This window comes from Autumnicola edwardsiae (assembly GCF_031846505.1).
Classification (GTDB): Bacteria; Bacteroidota; Bacteroidia; order Flavobacteriales; family Flavobacteriaceae; genus Autumnicola; species Autumnicola edwardsiae.
In genome coordinates, this window is sequence record NZ_JAVRHP010000001.1 from 1 (window position 1) to 18,894 (window position 18,894).

The following is an 18,894-nucleotide window of genomic DNA, read 5'->3' on the forward strand; positions in this document are numbered from 1 at the left end:
GTCTCCTTTCTAATACTAATATCGATAACAAGCGACATCACATAATCCTCACCATCTATTTTAAAAGGGTTTAAACCCGCTTCAACAGGAAATTGGCTACCATCTTTTTTTAAGCCATGAAGGTCCCTCCCATGCCCCATTTGCCTTTTTTCACTACTCTCTAAAAACCTTGAAAAATGTTGGCCGTGGTTGGGCCGGTAATTCATTGGGATAAGTAGGTTAAGGGGCTCCCCTGTTAATTCTCCAGATTGGTATCCAAACATATATTCTGCAGCAGAGTTTACGGCAATTATTGTTTGAGAAGCATCCACCACAATAATTCCTTCGGAAGCAGCTTCAAAAAGGACATTAAAGACATTTTTATTCTGAAAAAACTCGTTTTTCGCCACAGTTTCTGTTTTACACGAATTTACAAAAGCTAATTCATTTGAAGGAAAATCCTGAAGTTAAGATTCCATTTGTTGCGCTTACTAATATGTACCGAAAATTGCCAATTTTCGGTCTTCATTTATAAGATTAGAGAAACTAATTCGCTATAGAACACATAAAGATTTACCTAAACGATTGGAAAACTTATTTGTTCCTGGAATGCATATAACATTTCTATCCTATATTTGCCAAACACCAAGAACATAAAGAATTGTTTTCTAATATTTTATATTTAGGAAATATACAGGAGGGAAACACAATATCATGAAGTACATAACAGGCATTATTTTTTTATCGTTTCTATTACTTGTCTCTTGTAATGAGAAAGAAACAATGCCTGAAATAATAAAAAAAACAGCTGAGGATCAATTTTATATCTCTGAAAACATTTATGCATCCTCCTTAAGAATTGCTTATTTTGACAGTCTATCCAAAGTAGCTCCCAAAAATCACAAAGAACGCTACAATCTTAGGAAAGCAGATGCACTACTGTATGCGGGTAAAACAAAAGATGCCATCGAGATACTGGAAAGATTATGGGAAGAAAGTGATAAGGGCACATTGCGATATAAACTAGAGGCATTTGAAGAAGAAAAAATAGGTCCTTTACTGGCCCTTGCCTATATGCGGCTGGGAGAACAACAAAATTGTATACATCACCATAATGCTTCTGCATCCTGCATTATTCCTATTGATCCCGAAGGATATCATCAGGCTCCTGAAGGGTCCAGAAAGGCCATTAGTCTTTATGAGCAATTTTTGAAGCAGGATTCTCACGATTATGGAAGTCTCTGGCTCTTAAATGTTGCCTACATGACTTTAGGGGAATATCCTGAAGGCGTACCAGAAAAATGGTTAATTCCTGAAAGTGTTTTTGAATCGGAATACCCATTAAAAAAGTTTGAAGACATTGCCCCAAAATTAGGGTTAAACGTTGATGATTTATCCGGAGGTAGTATAGTAGACGATTTTAATAATGACAATCTTTTAGACGTGCTTGTTTCCAGTTGGTTTCCTTCCGGAAAACTACAATATTTTATTAATAACGGGGATGGTAGTTTTTCAGAAAAAACTGAAACTGCAGGTTTGCAGGAAGTTAAAGGAGGCCTTAATATGGTGCAGGCCGATTATAATAATGATGGTTTTCTGGATATTTTTATTTTGCGCGGTGCCTGGATGGGAAATCTGGGTAAACATCCTAATTCCCTGCTAAAAAATAATGGAGATAATACCTTTACCGATGTAACTATAGAAGCAGGTTTACTATCTTTTTATCCTACCCAAACTGCAACCTGGGCAGATTTTAACAATGATGGCTGGACAGACCTGTTTATCGGAAATGAGTCTGACAAAGAGAACATCAACCCTTGTGAATTCTTTATAAACAACAGAGATGGTACTTTTTCTAACTTTACAACCAAGGCAGGGCTTAATGTAAGTAGTGAAAAAGAACCCTATTATGTAAAGGGAGTAACCACCGGAGATTACAATAATGACGGGTGGATGGATATCTATATTTCCACACTTCAATCTTCAAGTAAAAATCTGGTATATATCAACAAAGGTATTGGTGAAAGCGGTAATATCAATTTTGAGGAAGCCGGATCCCGGATGGGTCTGGAAGAAAAAATTTCCAGTTTCCCCACCTGGTCCTTCGATTACAATAACGATGGGTGGATGGATATTTTTGTAGCCGGTTACAGAAGAAGTGACTTTTACACTATAGTTCCAGATATTGTGAAAGAATATTTAGGAGAACCAAATAAGGCCGAAACCATGCGCCTTTACCAAAATAATAAAGGTTCTTTTACTGATGTTTCCGCTGAAGTGGGACTGAAGAAAATAGGATATGCCATGGGTGCAAATTATGGTGATTTGGACAACGATGGTTATCCCGACATCTACCTGAGCACCGGCGAAGTAAGTTATGAATCCATTATTCCAAACCGGGTATTCCGAAATAATTCCGGAAAAGAATTTCAGGATGTCACCACCGCCGGAGGATTTGGACATATCCAAAAAGGTCACGCCGTCTCATTTTCTGATATTGATAATGATGGCGATCAGGACGTTCATGTGGTTATGGGAGGCGCCTATGAAGGTGATAATTTTTTTAATTCGCTTTACATAAATCCGTATCAGGATGAGAACAACTGGATAAGCTTAAAACTGGAAGGAACAGAGGCCAACAGGGCAGCAATTGGCAGTAAAATTGAGGTAAAAGTTACAGAAGAAGAAGGACTTGAACGTTCAATATTTCATACAATTAGTTCAGGAGGAAGTTTTGGTTGTTCTACTTTACAAGCGCAAATAGGATTAGGAAAAGCATCAGCAATAAATGAAGTAAAAATCCTTTGGGCAGGCAGTGGCACTACCCAAATCCTGGAAAACCTGAAGTTAAACACCTTCTATAAAATAACAGAAAATAAAGCTGAAGCAGAAGAATTAAATCTACAGCCTATTCAATTACAGGAAACCGTTCATTAGGATTTCTGAATTTGAACTTTTGACAAAGTATATGCCGATAATTGGCAATTATCGCTATCTATCTCTTCCCTCATAAATCTCCCTTGCAAGAAAATTACAAATCAGCAAAATCAGCTATTCCTTTGACACGCAGAACACAAAGTTAAAGCAACTAAAATTTAGTTGCAATTCTTTCGGTTTGTATATATTTGTATATATCCAGAATTGAAAAGCTTTTTCAAAAATTCTTAAGCATTCAAAAAGATCTAACTGGGAGGAGTTTTCTCAGGTACTTGAGCACTATGGCTATATTGAGTTAAAGAAAAGAGGAAAGACGGGAGGATCCAGGAGAAAGTTTATAAATATAAAAAAGGACAATGATGTTATAATAGCGCACAAACCACATCCTCAGAATGTCGTAAAAAAGTATATCATTGAACAGGTAATTGAAAAATTAGAGCTGTAATGAAAAATTATTTAGAATATAATGGGTATTTAGGTACTGTAGCCTTTAGTGCCGACGATAAAGTTTTTTTTGGAAAAATACAGGGAATAAATGATTTAATTCTTTTTGAAGGAGAATCTGTTTCTGAATTAGAAAATAACTTCCGGGAATCGGTAGATGATTATCTGGAGACTTGCAAGAAAATAGGAAAAAAACCAGACAAAATTTTTAGAGGCAGCTTTAATGTTCGGATAGACAAAAAAGTACATAAAAAACTATTTATGCTGGCTGCTAAAAAGGGAATTAATCTCAATCAATTAGTGAGCAAATCCCTGGATTTTACTGTTGATAATGAAGAAATTGTTTTAAAATAAAACTGACGATTTAGAGTAGCACTTCTTAGTCTGTTCCTAAAAACCACCAAACTTAAAATTAAAAAAATGTGTTTTTAAGCCAATGCAATGCATATGCTTATCCGCTGCTACTAAAAGACCTCACAGGTTTTAAAAACCTGTGAGGTCTGTATATATGCTAAACGAAAGAAAATAAACAACTATTTATTCGTGCATTAGTGAATATGGAAATATTAACTTTCTCCTACTCTGGTTAACATCTTTGCCTGGTCCACAACATTTAGGAATGATCCGGATAAACTTCTCGCCAATTTTATCAAAAACAAAAAAACCGAACTCTTTGCAGAATTCGGTTTTACATTTTAGTTGGCCTACTAGGGCTCGAACCTAGACTCTTCTGGACCAAAACCAGACGTGTTGCCAGTTACACCATAGGCCAATGCTTAAATGCGGATGCAAATTTAAAACAAAGTTCTTTTTACACAAACATTTTCATCAAAATTATCGAAAAAATTCTTTTCCCTTGTAAAATTCAGTGATCCCAGGACCTCTCTTAGGCTGTAAAAGGACCTGTTTTTCTGCTTCCAAAGAAAATAATTCCTTTTAAAGAGCGTTCATCAGGCATTCACATATTTATTATTAAATTCGCCACATTAATATAAGAAACCTCTGGGAATGTTTACGAGGGGAATTGGGAAAAAATTAAAAAATCGGGGCAGGCCCCGGGCAACCATACCCTCTTTGAGGGATTCAACATTACACAAAAATGACAGATTTCAACTTTCGTAAGTGGAACAAAATCCTGGGATGGCTGGTTTTTATTATCGCACTTATCACTTACTCTTTAACCCTGGAACCTACTGCAAGTTTCTGGGATGCAGGAGAATATATCGCAACTTCTGCCAATCTTGAAGTCGGTCACCCCCCGGGAGCACCGTTTTATCAAATGATGGGCGCTTTCTTTTCTACGTTCGCACCAGATGATAGCCAGGTGGCATTAATGGTCAATTTTATGTCTGGTGTAGCCAGTGCCTTTACCATTCTTTTTATGTTCTGGTCCATTTCACTGCTTCTGCTAAAAATTACCGGACCTGTTTCTAAGATTTCCGCATCTAAAAAAATGTCGGTTTTAGGGAGTGCTTTGGTTGGATCCCTTGCCTTTACCTTTACCGATAGTTTCTGGTTTAGTGCTGTTGAGGCTGAAGTTTATGCCATGGCCTCCTGTTTTATGGCCATTTTATTCTACCTGGGGCTGCTTTGGGAGAGGGATATGTTTAAACCACGTGGCAACCGCTGGGTAATCCTCATTTCCCTGGTTATTGGCCTTTCCTTTGGTGTCCACTTTCTTGGGTTGCTAACAATCCCTGCTATTGGATTCCTTTACTTCTTTAAAAATTACAAAAAAGTTACGGTAAAAAATTTCATTATTGCCAATGTGGTGGTGGTTGCCGTGTTACTGTTTATCTTTAAACTTCTGCTACCCTACACGCTAACTTTTTTCTCGGCTTCAGAAGTATTTTTTACCAACTCGCTGGGGCTTCCGTTTAACACAGGAACGATTATCGCTTTTGTCGTTATTGTGGCTGCATTCTACTTCGGAATAAACTATACCCGCAAAAGAAATTTTTACCAGCTAAATACACTGTTTCTTTGCATCCTCTTTATCCTTATTGGTTTCTCCAGTTGGATGATGCTTCCCATTCGCTCCAACGCGCCAACGGTAATTAATGAAAATAGTCCCAATAATGCCCGGAAACTATTGGCGTATTATAACAGGGAACAATATGGGGAAACGCACCTTTTCTACGGCCCGCAATGGTCAGAAATGTATTCTGGCCTGGACGAGGATAATCCGTACTTGGATGCAAAGCCTCTGTATGAAAAAGATGAAGAACAGGGAAAATATGTTATTGTAAATGATTACAAGAACGCCAGGCAGAACCTGGATGATGACCATAAGGCTATTCTACCCCGAATGTGGAGCACCCAGCACGCCGTAAATTACATGGAATTTACCGGTCCCCTGGAATTTACAGTTAAACCTGAATATCAGGGCGAAGAGCAGCTCATGCAGGCCATTAACGAATTCCGGAGAAGTTACAATGCAAATCAACTGGACAATGAGGATTATCACCAGTTCCTGCAAAGGTTTAGCGATTATATAGATGTAGAAAAACCTTCTTTTGCCTCCAATATTGCTTATTTACTGGAATACCAGATTGGTTATATGTACTGGCGTTACTTTATGTGGAATTTTGTGGGCCGGCAGGACGATGTGCAGGGAAAATATACAGACTTAAACGGAAACTGGCTTAGCGGCATCGATTTTATTGATGAAATGCACCTGGGGCCGCAGGACGAGCTGCCCAGCGATGTAGAAAATAACAAAGCCAGGAACACTTACTATTTCCTACCCTTGATTTTAGGATTAATAGGCCTCGTCTTTCAGTTTAAAAGGGACAAAAACAACTTTTGGGTGCTGCTTGTGTTTTTCCTTTTTACCGGTATAGCACTTAAAATTTATCTGAATGAGCGTCCGTTCGAGCCACGGGAAAGGGATTATGCCCTGGTTGGCTCTTTTTACGTTTTTGCGATCTGGATAGGCTTTGGGGTCTATGCCTTAATAGACATGCTCAAAGACTATTTAAAACCCAAACTCGCAGTACCTATAGTAATTGTTGGTACTTTACTCGCCGTTCCTACGCTGCTGGCTAGTGAGAACTGGGACGATCATAACAGGTCCGGCCGCTATACCGCACTTGCAATGGCAAAAATGTACCTGGATTCTGTAGAGGAAAACGGAATTATTTTCACTATTGGAGATAACGACACCTTCGCTTTATGGTATGTCCAGCAGGTGGAGAAGTACCGGACAGACGTGCGTGTTGTGAACACCAGCCTCTTTGCGACCGACTGGTATATTGACCAGATGAAGCGCAAGGCTTTTGAAAGTGACCCCGTCCCGTCTCAACTGGAACACGATTTCTATACCGGTAAAAACGATGCTATATTTCTGGATGAGCGAACCAGTGATACACTTTCTATAAATACATGGTTAAATTATATTGAAAGTGACGACGCCCGCACACAGGCCGAACTTAGAGGCGGACAAACCATTAACACGTTCCCTACCCAGAATATCAGAATTCCGGTAAATAAGCAAAAGGTATTACAAAACGGAATTGTACAGGAGGATGAGAGCGATCTTATTGTGGACCATATAGACATCCATATCGATCAAAGCGTACTGTACAAAAACAGGTTAATGATGCTGGATGTAATTGCCAATAACCAGTGGGAGCGCCCAATTTACTTTACCGGTGGCAGCTTTGGTGACGAGGATTACCTCTGGATGAAGGACTACCTGCAGCTGGAAGGAGTGGCCTATAAGCTCGTTCCTATCCGCACCCCTGTTAACCCCAGGAATCCTTTTGATATGGGAAGGGTGAATACCGAAAAAATGTACAATATTGTGAAAAAATGGGACTGGGGCAATATGGAAGATCCGGACCTTTACCACGATCCGGAAACCCGAAAAAATGCAATTACCTACAGAAGCAACCTTGCGCGCCTCGTAGAAAACCTCCTCCAGGAGCAGGATACCGCGGCTGCTAAAGAAATCCTTGATTTGGGAATTGAAAAAATGCCATTGGATAAATATGGTTATTATTCCCTTGTGGAACCCTTTATTGAAGGTTATTACGAAGTTAACGAAGTAGAAAAAGCAAGAAATCTCTGGGAACAGATTGCCACAAAATACCAGGAGAACCTTAGGTATTACAGCACCTGGGACCAGGACAGGCAGTATCGCTATGCAAGTGAAATTATAAACGACATTGAGAGGTACCGTTCCATTATAGACATTCTTGTAAGACAGCAGGACGAGGAGATTGTTAAGGAAAAAGCAGAAGAATTTAACGAGTATTTACGGTTATTCAGGCATTTTTATGCTGAAGATGAAGAAATAGATACCAATCCCGCTCCTTCGCAGCAACTAATTGAAGAGCAGTTTGACCGGGAGCTGAATCCGCAGCAGGGTGTAGATACTTTCTCTGAAGAAATTCCGGCGGAAGAGCTTCAGGAGTAAAAAATAATTCAGCCATAATTCATAATTTGTAATATGGCTGAATTTTTCTTCGGAAGAAAAAGATCAGGTTTTAATTAGCAGGCCGATAATTGCCATTTTTGGGAGTGCCCTGAAAATTAAAATTTTGAATTTTGAATGAACACCATAGGGTCCAGACAACATTTTCACCTCCTGCAAGGTTTAAAAATCCTTGTAGGTTTGTGTACTTGACATACCTACAAGGTTAAAAAAACCTTGCAGGAACATACAGACCATAAAAAAATAATCATACTGGTAAAGTAAATTACCGTAGAAACAAGATTTCATCTTCCGCAGAAAGTACCATGAACAAATTTCTGGTTAAATATCCTTTAATTCTAAGGCGGCTTTACCCCCGCAGATGGACAAAGATGGAAATTCCGGAGAGTATTTACCTCACTTTTGACGACGGGCCAATTCCTGAAATCACTCCGTGGGTTCTGGACCTTTTAAAAGAATATAATGCCCGCGCAACCTTCTTTTGCATTGGCGATAATGTGAAAAAACATCCCGAAATTTTCAGAAGAATACTTTCTGAAGGGCACAGCGTGGGAAATCATACTTTTAATCATCTGGACGGCTGGAAAACCTCAACTTCAGCATATATTGAAAACGTTTTTAAGGCTGAAAAAGCAATAACTTCAGAAAAAAACGAAGAACTCCAAACTACGAACTACAAACTACAAACTACCAGACTCTTTCGCCCTCCCTACGGAAGGATAAAAAACAGCCAGGCCCAAAAATTGGCAAATTTCGGTTATCAGTTGGTGATGTGGGATGTGATTAGCTGGGATTTTGATTCAGAATTAACTGAAGAAGAGTGCCTGAAAAATATTTTGAAAAATTCAGAAGAAGGGAGCATCATCGTTTTTCACGACAGCAGGAAAGCCTTTAAAAATTTGCAAAAAGTGCTGCCGCAGGTGCTGGAATATTACAAAAAGAAGAACTTCAGCTTCAAAAGCCTTTAAACGTACTCTTTAATAAGCCCTATAATGGTATTGGCATCCTGTTCCCCACTCTGCCGCCATTTCATTTCGCCATTTTTATAGATCATTAGCGTGGGGAGGGCTTTTACGCGCAGGGCTTCTGCAAGCTGGGCATTTTTGTCTACGTCAATTTTTATCACTTTGGCCTTATCGCCAAGTGCAGCGGCAACATCCCTTAAAACCGGGTGCATTGCTTTGGAAGCATCGTTCCATTCAGTATAAAAATCCAACAATACAGGGATGTTGAGATCTACTAATTCACCAAATTTTGACATAAAACCAAGCTTTTATCACAATTAGATTTATACACCTTAAATGCCGGCATACTCAAATATAGCAAATTCTTATTATTATGCAGGTTTCGGGCCTTTTTTCAGTTCAATTACACTTATTTCAGGCCATATTCCAACCCGCCCGGGATAAGCCAGAAATCCAAAGCCGCGGTTTACATTTAAAACCCTACCCATTTCTTCATAAATTCCGGCCCAGTGTTCGTAACGGTATTGCACCGGACTCCATCGAAACCAGCCGGGAATTTCTATCCCAAACTGCATCCCGTGGGTATGGCCGCTTAAAGTTAACTGAAAATGTTTATCGTCTGTACGCACTTTCTCGTCCCAGTGTGAAGGATCATGGCTAAGCAGAATCTTAAAATCTTTAGCTGTTAACCCTTCAGAAGCCTTGTCGAGATCGCCGTTCTTTTTAAATCCGCCTGCTCCCCAGTTTTCCACTCCAACCAGCGCAATTCGTTCGCCGTTTTTCTCCAGGAAGCGGTGCTCGTTCAGCATGAGGTCCCAGCCCATTTCTGCATGTATATCTTTTAAAGTGTCCATATTTGCCTTTTTGGCAGCTGCACTTTCCCAGTTTTTATAATCCCCGTAATCGTGATTTCCCAAAATAGAATATACGCCATCCCGGGCTTTTACGGTGGAGAACAATTCTTTCCAGTTCTGCATTTCGGCTGCTTCATTATTTACGAGATCTCCTGTAAAAAACACCACATCGCTGTCCTGTTCTCTAAGCAAATCCACACCGTATTTAATTTTTTCATGGTTATCAAAACTGCCGCTGTGTATATCGCTAATCTGGCTAATTCTATACCCGTCAAAAGCCTCGGGCAAATCATCAAAATATAAGGTATACTTCAAAACCCTAAAATCATACCTGCCTTTATACATTCCGTAAAGCATGGAAACAAAAGGAATTGCAGCAAGACCAAGGGCAATTTGACTAATAAATTTCCTTCTTGAAGGCAAATTAAAGTCAGTGCCCGAATTTGCCAATTTTCGACCTCCACCTACAAAAAGCCTCACAACATCTTCCCCAAACATAAAAATCAAAAAGATAAGCTTAGGTACAAAAAATACCAGGAAGAAGCCCACGGCATAAGAGCGGGCACCAGCCCAGCCATCGCCTTCGCCACTGTTGAATTGATAAAGCAGGTTTGCCAGTACAGCAAGGGAGAGGAACAGGTAGATATAGTAAATCCAGGAATATCTGCTAACGGTTTTAAAAACCTGGTACGTATAAACGTCCAGCAAAACATAAATAACAACAAAAATAATCCAACGCATTGGCTTGTATAATTTTTGCGCGAATATACTTCTAATCTTTCTGTATAACTGCCTGTTATAGTTATTTTAGCTAATGATAACATAGAAATTTTATATGCCGCCACTACAATCTTCAGCGTCTTACAAAACTATAAATTTGAATATCTAAGGTCTTAGAAGTATCTTTCACCCCATCTTACATATAACAAGGAAAACCGGCTCTTTTTGCATACAAAATGTTTTCTTTGGCAAAATTTATAAGACAATATCAAAAATTCACAACTTACATAACTACTACATCTAAGAATAACTAACCAATGAATCAACAAAAATCTTATCGCACCGCATTTATATTTTTAACTATCCTCTTTTTTCTCTGGGGCTTTATCACCGTGCTGGTCGATTCTTTAATTCCGAGGTTAAGGGAGGTTTTCACCCTTAGCTATTTCCAGGCCGGGATGGTGCAATTTGCCTTTTTTGGCGCCTATTTCCTGCTCTCTATTCCCGCGGGTTATATTTTATCCAAAATCGGCTATAAAAAAGGAATTATTCTGGGCCTGGTGACTATGGCCGTGGGTTGTTTGCTTTTTTATCCAGCTGCATCCTATAGAATCTTCGGGGTTTTTATGCTTGGGTATTTTATCCTTGCCGGCGGAATTACAATTCTCCAGGTGGCTGCCAATCCTTATGTCACCATTCTCGGCCCGGAAAAATCTGCTTCCAGCCGCCTCAATCTCTCCCAGGCTTTTAATTCCCTGGGAACCGCTATCGCTCCAATTATTGGCGCACTTTTTATCTTAAGTGACAAGGTAATGTCTTCTGAAGAAATTGCTTTTATGACTGAAGCTGAACAGAAAGATTATTACATCGCTGAAGCTTCAGCAGTACAAACACCATTTCTTGGGATCGCAGCATTTATAATTCTAATAGCCGTGGTCTTTTTGTTTGTAAAACTTCCGAAGATTGGAGATACAGCAGCATCCAACGACTACGGAAAAGTACTGAAGAACAAAAATCTTATCCTGGGTGCCATCGCGCTTTTCTTTTATGTAGGGGCCGAAGTTGCCCTGGGGAGTTATATGGTAAATTATTTTCTAAGCCTTGAATTATCTGAAACCATACGCGACACGCCCTTTATGCGGAATATCGCAGAATGGACCCTGAATTCAGGATTGACAGAATCCAGCAGCATGGCCATAGTAGGGGTTTTTGTTACCTTTTACTGGACAGGTGCAATGGTGGGAAGATTTATTGGCTCTTACCTTACAAAAATTATGAATCCCGCAGTAGTGCTGAGTGTTTTTGCCTCCTGCGCAATTGGCTTATTGATAATCACCAATTTTAGCACAGGCCTTGTAGCAATGTGGACGATAATTGCCATTGGATTGTTTAACTCCATTATGTTCCCAACCATTTTTAGTCTTGCATTAGACGGTCTGGGCGACGATAAACCGCAAGGATCTGGTGTACTTTGTACCATGATTGTGGGAGGTGCGATTATCCCGCCGGCCTACGGTTATATTGTGGACAGCTTCAGCTTTAATATTGCTTTTATCCTGGTGATGCTCTGCTATGCCTATATCCTCTACTACGGCTATCGCAATAAACGCCGGCAGGTCGCTATTTAAATCTTTTAAGCCGTTCATTTCTGAACGGCTTTTCTTTTAGAATGACATTATCTTTGTAGTTTTGGAATATTCTGTAAATAACATTTGAATCAATATATGTCCGCTCAAAAACGCTTATTCTTACTTGATGCATACGCACTAATCTTCCGTGGTTACTATGCTTTTATTAAAAACCCGAGGATCAACTCCAAAGGTTTCGACACTTCAGCAATTATGGGTTTCACCAATTCGCTGTTTGATGTGATTAGGCGGGAAAAACCAGATCATTTGGCGGTTTGTTTTGATAAAGAAGGTAGCGAAGTAAGAAAAGAACTGTTTAGCGAATACAAAGCCAACCGCGATGCCACTCCGGAGCCTATTATGCAGGCAATTCCAATAATTCAGGATATTTTAAAGGCGATGCACATCCCGGTTGTGGTGCTTCCCGGCTGCGAGGCCGATGATATAATTGGCACCCTTGCACAACAGGCCGAAAAGGAAGATTACAAGGTTTTTATGGTAACGCCAGACAAGGATTTTGCGCAGTTGGTGACCGAAAATATTTTTATGTACCGCCCGGCAAGAATGGGAAATGGTATAGAAATCTGGGGAATTCCTGAAGTTCAGAAAAAATTTGGTGTAGAGCGACCCGAGCAGGTTATCGATTACCTGGGAATGATGGGCGATGCCGTAGATAATATCCCCGGACTTCCCGGAGTGGGGGAAAAAACTGCCAAGAAATTTCTGAAGGAATTCGGCAGCATGGAAGAATTGCTCGCGAATACCACAAAGCTAAAAGGGAAAATGCGCGAAAAGGTAGAAGCCCATGCGGAACAGGGAATTCTTTCCAAAAAGCTCGCTGCCATTATTACCGACTGCGATGTGAAATTTCATGCTGAAGATTACGAACTTTCGATGCCTGATGCCGAAAAGGTCCAGGAGATTTTTGATGAACTGGAATTTAGAAGGCTGAAGGATCAGTTCTTAAAATTATTTAGCGGAGAAGAAGATCACCCGCAAACCCAGGTTACCAATTCCCCTTCGGCAAAGCAAAATGCGCAGGTGGCGGGAGCAGGGCAATTCTCTCTTTTTGGATCTGGAGGTGGAGAAAAAATTGAACCTACTTCAGGTAGAAAATCACTGGAAAATACAGCACATGTATATCAAAGCTTAGGCACAGAGATGGCGCGAAAGCTTTTTCTTCAGAATTTAATTAAGCAACAGAGTGTAAGTTTCGATACACAAACCACGAGCACCAATCCTATGGATGCTGAACTTGTGGGGATTGCATTTTCCTGGGAAACCGGAAAAGGTTTTTATCTCCCTTTTCCTGAAGATAAAGATGAATCTCAAAAGCTCGTTGAAGAACTGCGACCTTTTTTTGAAAATGAAAACATCGAGAAAATTGGTCAGAATTTAAAGTACGACATTAAGGTAATGGCCAGGTATGGCATCGAAATCAAAGGAAAACTGTTTGATACGATGATCGCTCATTACCTGATAAACCCGGATATGCGCCACAATATGGATATCCTGGCAGAGACCTATCTCAATTATTCCCCCCAGCCTTTATCTGAAGTTGTTGGTAAGAAAGGGAAAAATCAGAAGTCGATGCGGGACATTCCGATGGATCGCCAATGTGAATATGCTGTAGAAGATGCAGATGTTATCCTTCAGCTTAAGCAGTTTTTCGAAAAAGAACTTAATGAAGCAAACACCCGGAAATTATTTAACGAGATTGAAATTCCGCTGGTAAAAGTGCTGGCCGAAATGGAGCTTGAAGGAATCAATCTTGATGAAAAGTTCCTGAATTCACTTTCCGAAGCGCTGGATAGCGACATTAAGGAATTAGAAGAAAAAATATATGCCGATGCCGGTGAGGAATTTAATATTGGTTCTCCCAAACAATTAGGAATTATCCTTTTTGAGAAAATGGAGCTGGTAAAAAAACCGAAAAAGACCAAAACCGGACAATATTCCACTAGTGAAGATGTACTTTCTGTATTGGCCAAAGACTACGAAATCATTCAGCGTGTACTGGATTACCGTGGATTGGTAAAATTGAAGAACACCTATATAGATGCGCTGCCCGGGCAGATCGAAAAAAACACCGGCCGCGTGCATACAGATTACGTACAGACCATTGCCGCTACCGGCAGGTTGAGTTCCAATAATCCTAACCTTCAGAATATACCTATAAGGACAGAAAGAGGACGGCAAGTGCGTAAGGCTTTTGTACCAAGGGACGAAAATTATATTTTACTCGCAGCCGATTATTCCCAGATTGAATTACGAATTATCGCTGCACTTAGCAAAGAGGAGACTATGATTAAAGCATTTAGAGAAGGTGAAGATATTCACGCCTCTACAGCTGCCAATGTATTTAATGTCTCTATAGATGAGGTAACCCGCGAACAAAGGAGCAATGCGAAAACTGTCAATTTTGGGATCATATATGGAGTTTCAGCTTTTGGACTTAGTAACCAGACCAGCCTTAGCAGGTCGGAATCCAAAGAATTGATTGACACCTACTATAAAACTTACCCTAAACTCAGCAATTTTATTAGCGAGCAGGTAGATTTTGCAAGGGAGAATGGTTATGTCCAGACGGTTTTAGGAAGAAGAAGATACCTGAAAGATATTAATTCGCAGAATGCGATGGTAAGAGGTGCTGCGGAAAGAAACGCTGTAAACGCTCCTATCCAGGGAAGCGCTGCAGACATCATTAAATTAGCCATGATCAACATCCACAGAAAGCTGAAGGAAAGTAATTATAAAACTAAAATGCTCCTACAGGTACACGATGAACTTGTTTTTGATATTTACAAGCCGGAATTGCAAGAAATAAAAAAGATGATCAAGTTCGAAATGGAAAATGCATTTAAACTGGAAGTGCCTTTGGACGTAGACTTGGGAGAAGGCCAAAACTGGCTGGAAGCACATTAAAGTAAAAACTCCCCCAGAATTAAATCTACGGGAGTTTTCTACTAACAACACTAAACTACTGTTTGATTATTTCTATTGCACTTTTGTGTAAATCGTTTCTAACCTTGTAATATCTTTGACCACTGTATCTTCCCTCCCGTCATTAATATAACTCGCGTCGTCTACTTCTTGATCTGTAAGGATAACATGTAGAAATTCCTGGCCACTTTCGTCAGTGGTTAATTCTATGGTTTTCGAATCAGTAATTGTCATACCGTCTATTTCAAAAGTTACCACTAGTTTGGTAGCGTCATTTTCATTAACAATATTATATGTAGCGGAGTAAGTTCCGTAATTACAACTAAACCCATCGGCAAAGTCCAGTTTCGCCTGTCCCGTAATAACCTTATTGTCATCTCCAAAATCAAAGTACATTTCATTAAAACAGTCAGTTTCTTCTAGAATATTAGTACTAGTATCAGTACTATCATTGGTGTAAGGCTCATCAAGATCTACCGCAACGTCTGAAGTCATAGAAGAAAGCTCCCACCTTCCCACAAGAGCGCTTTGCTCTATTGTGGCATTGCTCACTTTTAAAACTTCTTTACTTGAAGTTGCCATTTCATCACTTTCAGGCTCACAAGAAATTGTTAAACCCGCCACCATCACAATCATTCCAAATGCTCCGGCCAATTTTTTTAATCTGTTCATAATCATTCATTAAGATTTGGTCACGCAAATGTAGACAACATAAAAACGTTTTATGACTCTATTAACATAAATAATACTCTTTATCGATTTTTTAACACATTTTGTCGTTTTAACCTGGTTCTAGATATAACTTTTATCTTCTCCAGGCTCAATGTCTCAGGTTCTTTGCTATCAAATTTTTAGAAGACAGAATACTTCTGACAATCAGCCTTTTCCACCTCCACAAAATAATGAAAGTCCTGTTTGCTATATGAATTTATAATTGTACATTTGCAGCCCGTTTTCCCAAGATCAAAATTGGGATTATGGGAATGGAATGTTTAATTATTAAGTAAAACTATTTAGTGTGGACACATTAAGTTACAAAACAGTATCGGCCAACAAGGCCACCGTTACCAAAGAATGGGTACACGTAGATGCTGAAGGACAAACACTGGGACGTCTTGCTTCTAAAGTAGCAAAATTACTAAGAGGAAAGTACAAACCCAACTTCACCCCACACGTTGATTGCGGAGATAACGTTGTTATAACCAACGCTAGCGGAATCAACTTAACCGGAAAGAAATGGGATTCTAAAGAATACATTCGCCACACCGGTTATCCAGGTGGACAAAAAAGTCTTACAGCATCCGAATTATTCAACAAAGCTCCTGAGCGTTTGGTGGAAAAAGCGGTAAAAGGAATGCTACCTAAAAACAAATTAGGAGCAGACCTATTCAGAAATTTAAAGGTTTATGCAGGATCTGACCATGATCAGGAAGCTCAAAAACCTAAAACTATTAACTTAAACGATCTTAAGTAATGGAGGTTATTCACAAAATTGGTCGTAGAAAGACGGCAGTTGCACGTGTTTATGTTTCTGATGGAAATGGGAACATTACCGTGAACAAAAAAGAAATGAACGATTACTTTACTACAGGTACTCTTCAGTACAAAGTTAATCAACCGCTAAACCTTACCGGTAACGATAAAACTTTTGATGTAAAAGTAAACGTTTACGGAGGTGGAATTACAGGACAGGCAGAAGCTATTCGTCTTGCACTTTCCAGAGCAATGGTAGAACTGGACGAAGAAAACCGTACCACTCTTAAGCCGGAAGGTTTATTAACGAGAGATCCACGTATGGTAGAACGTAAGAAATACGGACAGAAGAAAGCCCGTAAGAAATTCCAGTTCTCTAAACGTTAATTATTTGGGCGTTGCCCTAAAAGTTCATTTAAAATTAAAAAGATTTTTGTTGTTATTCCGGAATCCCACTGAGCTTGTCGAAGTGCCGGGAGTTAGTTTAGCATCTAAACAAGCAAGGCCGTATTTAATTATAAATAGCCACTTGCCTGTTGCTATCTTCAACAGAACGTAAACTATTACAAAAATGGCAAACAAAGTAGAAGTAAAAGAATTACTTGACGCAGGTGTACATTTTGGACACCTTACAAGACGATGGAATCCAAACATGGCCCCTTATATATATATGGAGCGCAACGGGATTCACATCATCAACCTATATAAAAGTGCTGCCAAAATGCAGGAAGCCGGAGAGGCTTTGGCAAAAATAGCAGCCAGTGGTAGAAAAATACTTTTCGTAGCTACCAAGAAACAAGCAAAAGAGATCGTTGCTGAACAAGCTGAAAGAGCAAACATGCCTTACATCACTGAAAGATGGCCTGGTGGTATGTTGACCAACTTTGTGACTATCCGTAAAGCTGTTAAGAAGATGGCTTCAATCGATAGAATGAAAAAAGACGGTACGTTTAACACGCTTTCTAAAAAAGAACGTCTGCAGGTAGATCGTCTTAGAGCTAAGTTAGAGAAAAACTTAGGTTCTATTTCAGATATGTCCAGACTTCCGGCAGCCTTGTTTATCGTTGATATTACACGTGAACACATTGCAGTTAAAGAAGCTCAAAAATTAAACATTCCAATTTTCGCGATGGTGGATACCAATTCAGATCCACGTGAAGTAGATTATTTGATCCCTTCTAACGACGATGCTTCAAAATCTATCAGCAAAGTAATTTCTTACGTTTCAGATTCTATTGTTGAAGGCTTATCTGAAAGAAAGACGAGCAAAGATTCTAAGAAGAAAGACGAGAAAGATAATGCCGCTCCTAAAGCAGCAAAATCTGAAAAAGCTCCAAAAGCAAAAGCCGAAAAAGCTGAAGTTCCTTCCACAGATCCTCAGGACAAAAAGGCTATGAAGGAAGCTCAGGAAGACGTAAAGCTGCAATCTAAACAACAAACTTTAGATAAAGCTTCCGACGCTAACGGAGAAGAAGAATAAACATAACAGTTTGGTAAATTTTATAAGTCGTTTAGTTCATTTCTTTATACTTGACTAAACGACTTGTTAATTCTAAATAAAATATAAGACTATGGCTAAGATATCCGCCGCAGAAGTAAATAAACTAAGAAAAGCTACCGGTGCAGGAATGATGGACTGCAAAAAAGCTTTGGTAGAAGTTGATGGTGATTTTGACAAAGCAATTGAAGTGCTTCGTAAAAAAGGACAAAAAGTTGCTGCCAAAAGAGCAGACAGAGAATCCAGTGAGGGTGCTGCAATTGCAAAAGTAAATAATGACAGCACTAAAGGTGCCGTTATTTCCCTTAACTGTGAAACAGATTTTGTTGCCAAAAACGAAGATTTCGTAGCTTTAGCACAAAGTCTTGCTGAACTTGCTCTGGATTACAATACTAAAGAGGAACTTTTGGCTGCAGACTATAAAGGAATCACTGTTCAGGACAAACTTACCGAGCAAACCGGTGTTATTGGTGAAAAAATCGAAATTGGTGCTTTTAAAACTTTACAAGCTCCTTTTGTAGGTTCTTACATCCACGCAGGTAACAAAATTGCCGTTCTTACAGGCCTTTCGGCAAATGTAGAAGGTGCAGATGAAGCTGCTAAAAACGTTTCTATGCAGGCTGCTGCTATGAATCCTGTAGCTTTAAATGAAGACGGAGTAGATCAGTCTACCATCGATAAAGAAATTGAAATTGCAAAAGATCAATTGCGCCAGGAAGGAAAACCTGAAGAAATGCTTGATAAGATCGCTAAAGGAAAAATTCAGCGTTTCTTTAAAGACAACACTTTGGTGAACCAGGATTATATTAAAGGCAATAAAGAAAGCGTTGCAGATTATGTAAAATCTGTAGATTCTCAACTTGAAGTTATCGCTTTTGAAAGAGTTGCTCTTGGTGAGTAATTTCTTCTGAAGAAAATATTTTAAACCGCTTTCTTAATAAGGAAGCGGTTTTTTATTTTTTAGTTGAAAGTATCTCAAAAATAAAGTTGAAATATGTTTTAATTTTATGTGTAT

The 18,894-nt window shown here is 39.3% G+C and carries 14 protein-coding genes and 1 tRNA gene; 10 read left to right on the forward strand and 5 right to left on the reverse strand.

Translation table 11 applies throughout. The features are described from left to right. Positions 1-389: PAS domain S-box protein (locus RM529_RS00005; RefSeq protein WP_311482686.1), on the reverse strand; the 389-nt coding region annotated here is incomplete at its 3' end. A gap of 373 nt (positions 390-762) precedes the next feature. On the opposite strand from RM529_RS00005, the gene RM529_RS00010 reads away from it, so the two are divergent. Both RM529_RS00010 and RM529_RS00020 read left to right on the forward strand, forming a co-directional pair. After that, the gene (locus RM529_RS00010; protein ID WP_311482687.1) at positions 763-2,916 is read left to right on the forward strand and encodes a CRTAC1 family protein; all 2,154 of its coding nucleotides are present in this window, start codon (positions 763-765) and stop codon (positions 2,914-2,916) included. Between the two features lie 444 nt (positions 2,917-3,360). Beyond that, a complete protein-coding gene (locus RM529_RS00020) occupies positions 3,361-3,714 on the forward strand; it encodes a type II toxin-antitoxin system HicB family antitoxin (protein WP_311482688.1) in 354 nt (117 codons plus the stop codon). A gap of 345 nt (positions 3,715-4,059) precedes the next feature. On the opposite strand, the gene RM529_RS00025 is transcribed toward RM529_RS00020, so the two are convergent. Next, positions 4,060-4,132, reverse strand: a tRNA-Gln gene (locus tag RM529_RS00025). A 327-nt stretch (positions 4,133-4,459) separates the two neighbouring features. On the opposite strand from RM529_RS00025, the gene RM529_RS00030 reads away from it, so the two are divergent. Beyond that, positions 4,460-7,780, forward strand: a complete 3,321-nt coding sequence (locus RM529_RS00030) for a glycosyltransferase family 117 protein (RefSeq protein WP_311482689.1) — start codon at positions 4,460-4,462, stop codon at positions 7,778-7,780. Positions 7,781-8,103: 323 nt separating this feature from the next. Continuing rightward, a complete protein-coding gene (locus RM529_RS00035) occupies positions 8,104-8,766 on the forward strand; it encodes a polysaccharide deacetylase family protein (RefSeq protein ID WP_311482690.1) in 663 nt (220 codons plus the stop codon). Here the strand turns inward: RM529_RS00035 and RM529_RS00040 are convergent. Both RM529_RS00040 and RM529_RS00045 read right to left on the reverse strand, forming a co-directional pair. Further along, entirely contained in the window at positions 8,763-9,059 is a 297-nt protein-coding gene (locus tag RM529_RS00040; protein WP_311482691.1) for a thioredoxin family protein, read from the reverse strand. The genes RM529_RS00035 and RM529_RS00040 overlap by 4 nt on opposite strands. A gap of 75 nt (positions 9,060-9,134) precedes the next feature. Continuing rightward, the gene (locus RM529_RS00045; RefSeq protein WP_311482692.1) at positions 9,135-10,358 is read right to left on the reverse strand and encodes a metallophosphoesterase; all 1,224 of its coding nucleotides are present in this window, start codon (positions 10,356-10,358) and stop codon (positions 9,135-9,137) included. A 296-nt stretch (positions 10,359-10,654) separates the two neighbouring features. On the opposite strand from RM529_RS00045, the gene fucP reads away from it, so the two are divergent. After that, on the forward strand, positions 10,655-11,965 hold the full coding sequence (gene fucP, locus RM529_RS00050) for an L-fucose:H+ symporter permease (RefSeq protein ID WP_311482693.1): 1,311 nt from the start codon (positions 10,655-10,657) through the stop codon (positions 11,963-11,965). Between the two features lie 96 nt (positions 11,966-12,061). Next, a complete protein-coding gene (gene polA, locus RM529_RS00055) occupies positions 12,062-14,890 on the forward strand; it encodes a DNA polymerase I (protein ID WP_311482694.1) in 2,829 nt (942 codons plus the stop codon). Between the two features lie 72 nt (positions 14,891-14,962). On the opposite strand, the gene RM529_RS00060 is transcribed toward polA, so the two are convergent. After that, on the reverse strand, positions 14,963-15,580 hold the full coding sequence (locus RM529_RS00060) for a lipocalin family protein (protein WP_311482695.1): 618 nt from the start codon (positions 15,578-15,580) through the stop codon (positions 14,963-14,965). A gap of 346 nt (positions 15,581-15,926) precedes the next feature. On the opposite strand from RM529_RS00060, the gene rplM reads away from it, so the two are divergent. From rplM to tsf, 4 genes are all read left to right on the forward strand, one after another. Further along, a complete protein-coding gene (rplM, locus tag RM529_RS00065) occupies positions 15,927-16,382 on the forward strand; it encodes a 50S ribosomal protein L13 (RefSeq protein WP_311482696.1) in 456 nt (151 codons plus the stop codon). Beyond that, positions 16,382-16,768: a 30S ribosomal protein S9 gene (gene rpsI / locus RM529_RS00070; protein ID WP_311482697.1), complete on the forward strand. Its 387-nt coding sequence runs from the start codon at positions 16,382-16,384 to the stop codon at positions 16,766-16,768. Before rplM ends, rpsI begins: the two co-directional genes overlap by 1 nt. Before the next feature lie 184 nt (positions 16,769-16,952). Beyond that, positions 16,953-17,861, forward strand: coding sequence for a 30S ribosomal protein S2 (gene rpsB / locus RM529_RS00075; protein ID WP_311482698.1), 909 nt, complete (start codon positions 16,953-16,955; stop codon positions 17,859-17,861). 91 nt (positions 17,862-17,952) lie between these two features. Beyond that, positions 17,953-18,780: a translation elongation factor Ts gene (tsf, locus tag RM529_RS00080; RefSeq protein WP_311482699.1), complete on the forward strand. Its 828-nt coding sequence runs from the start codon at positions 17,953-17,955 to the stop codon at positions 18,778-18,780. The last annotated feature ends 114 nt before the right edge of the window (positions 18,781-18,894 follow it).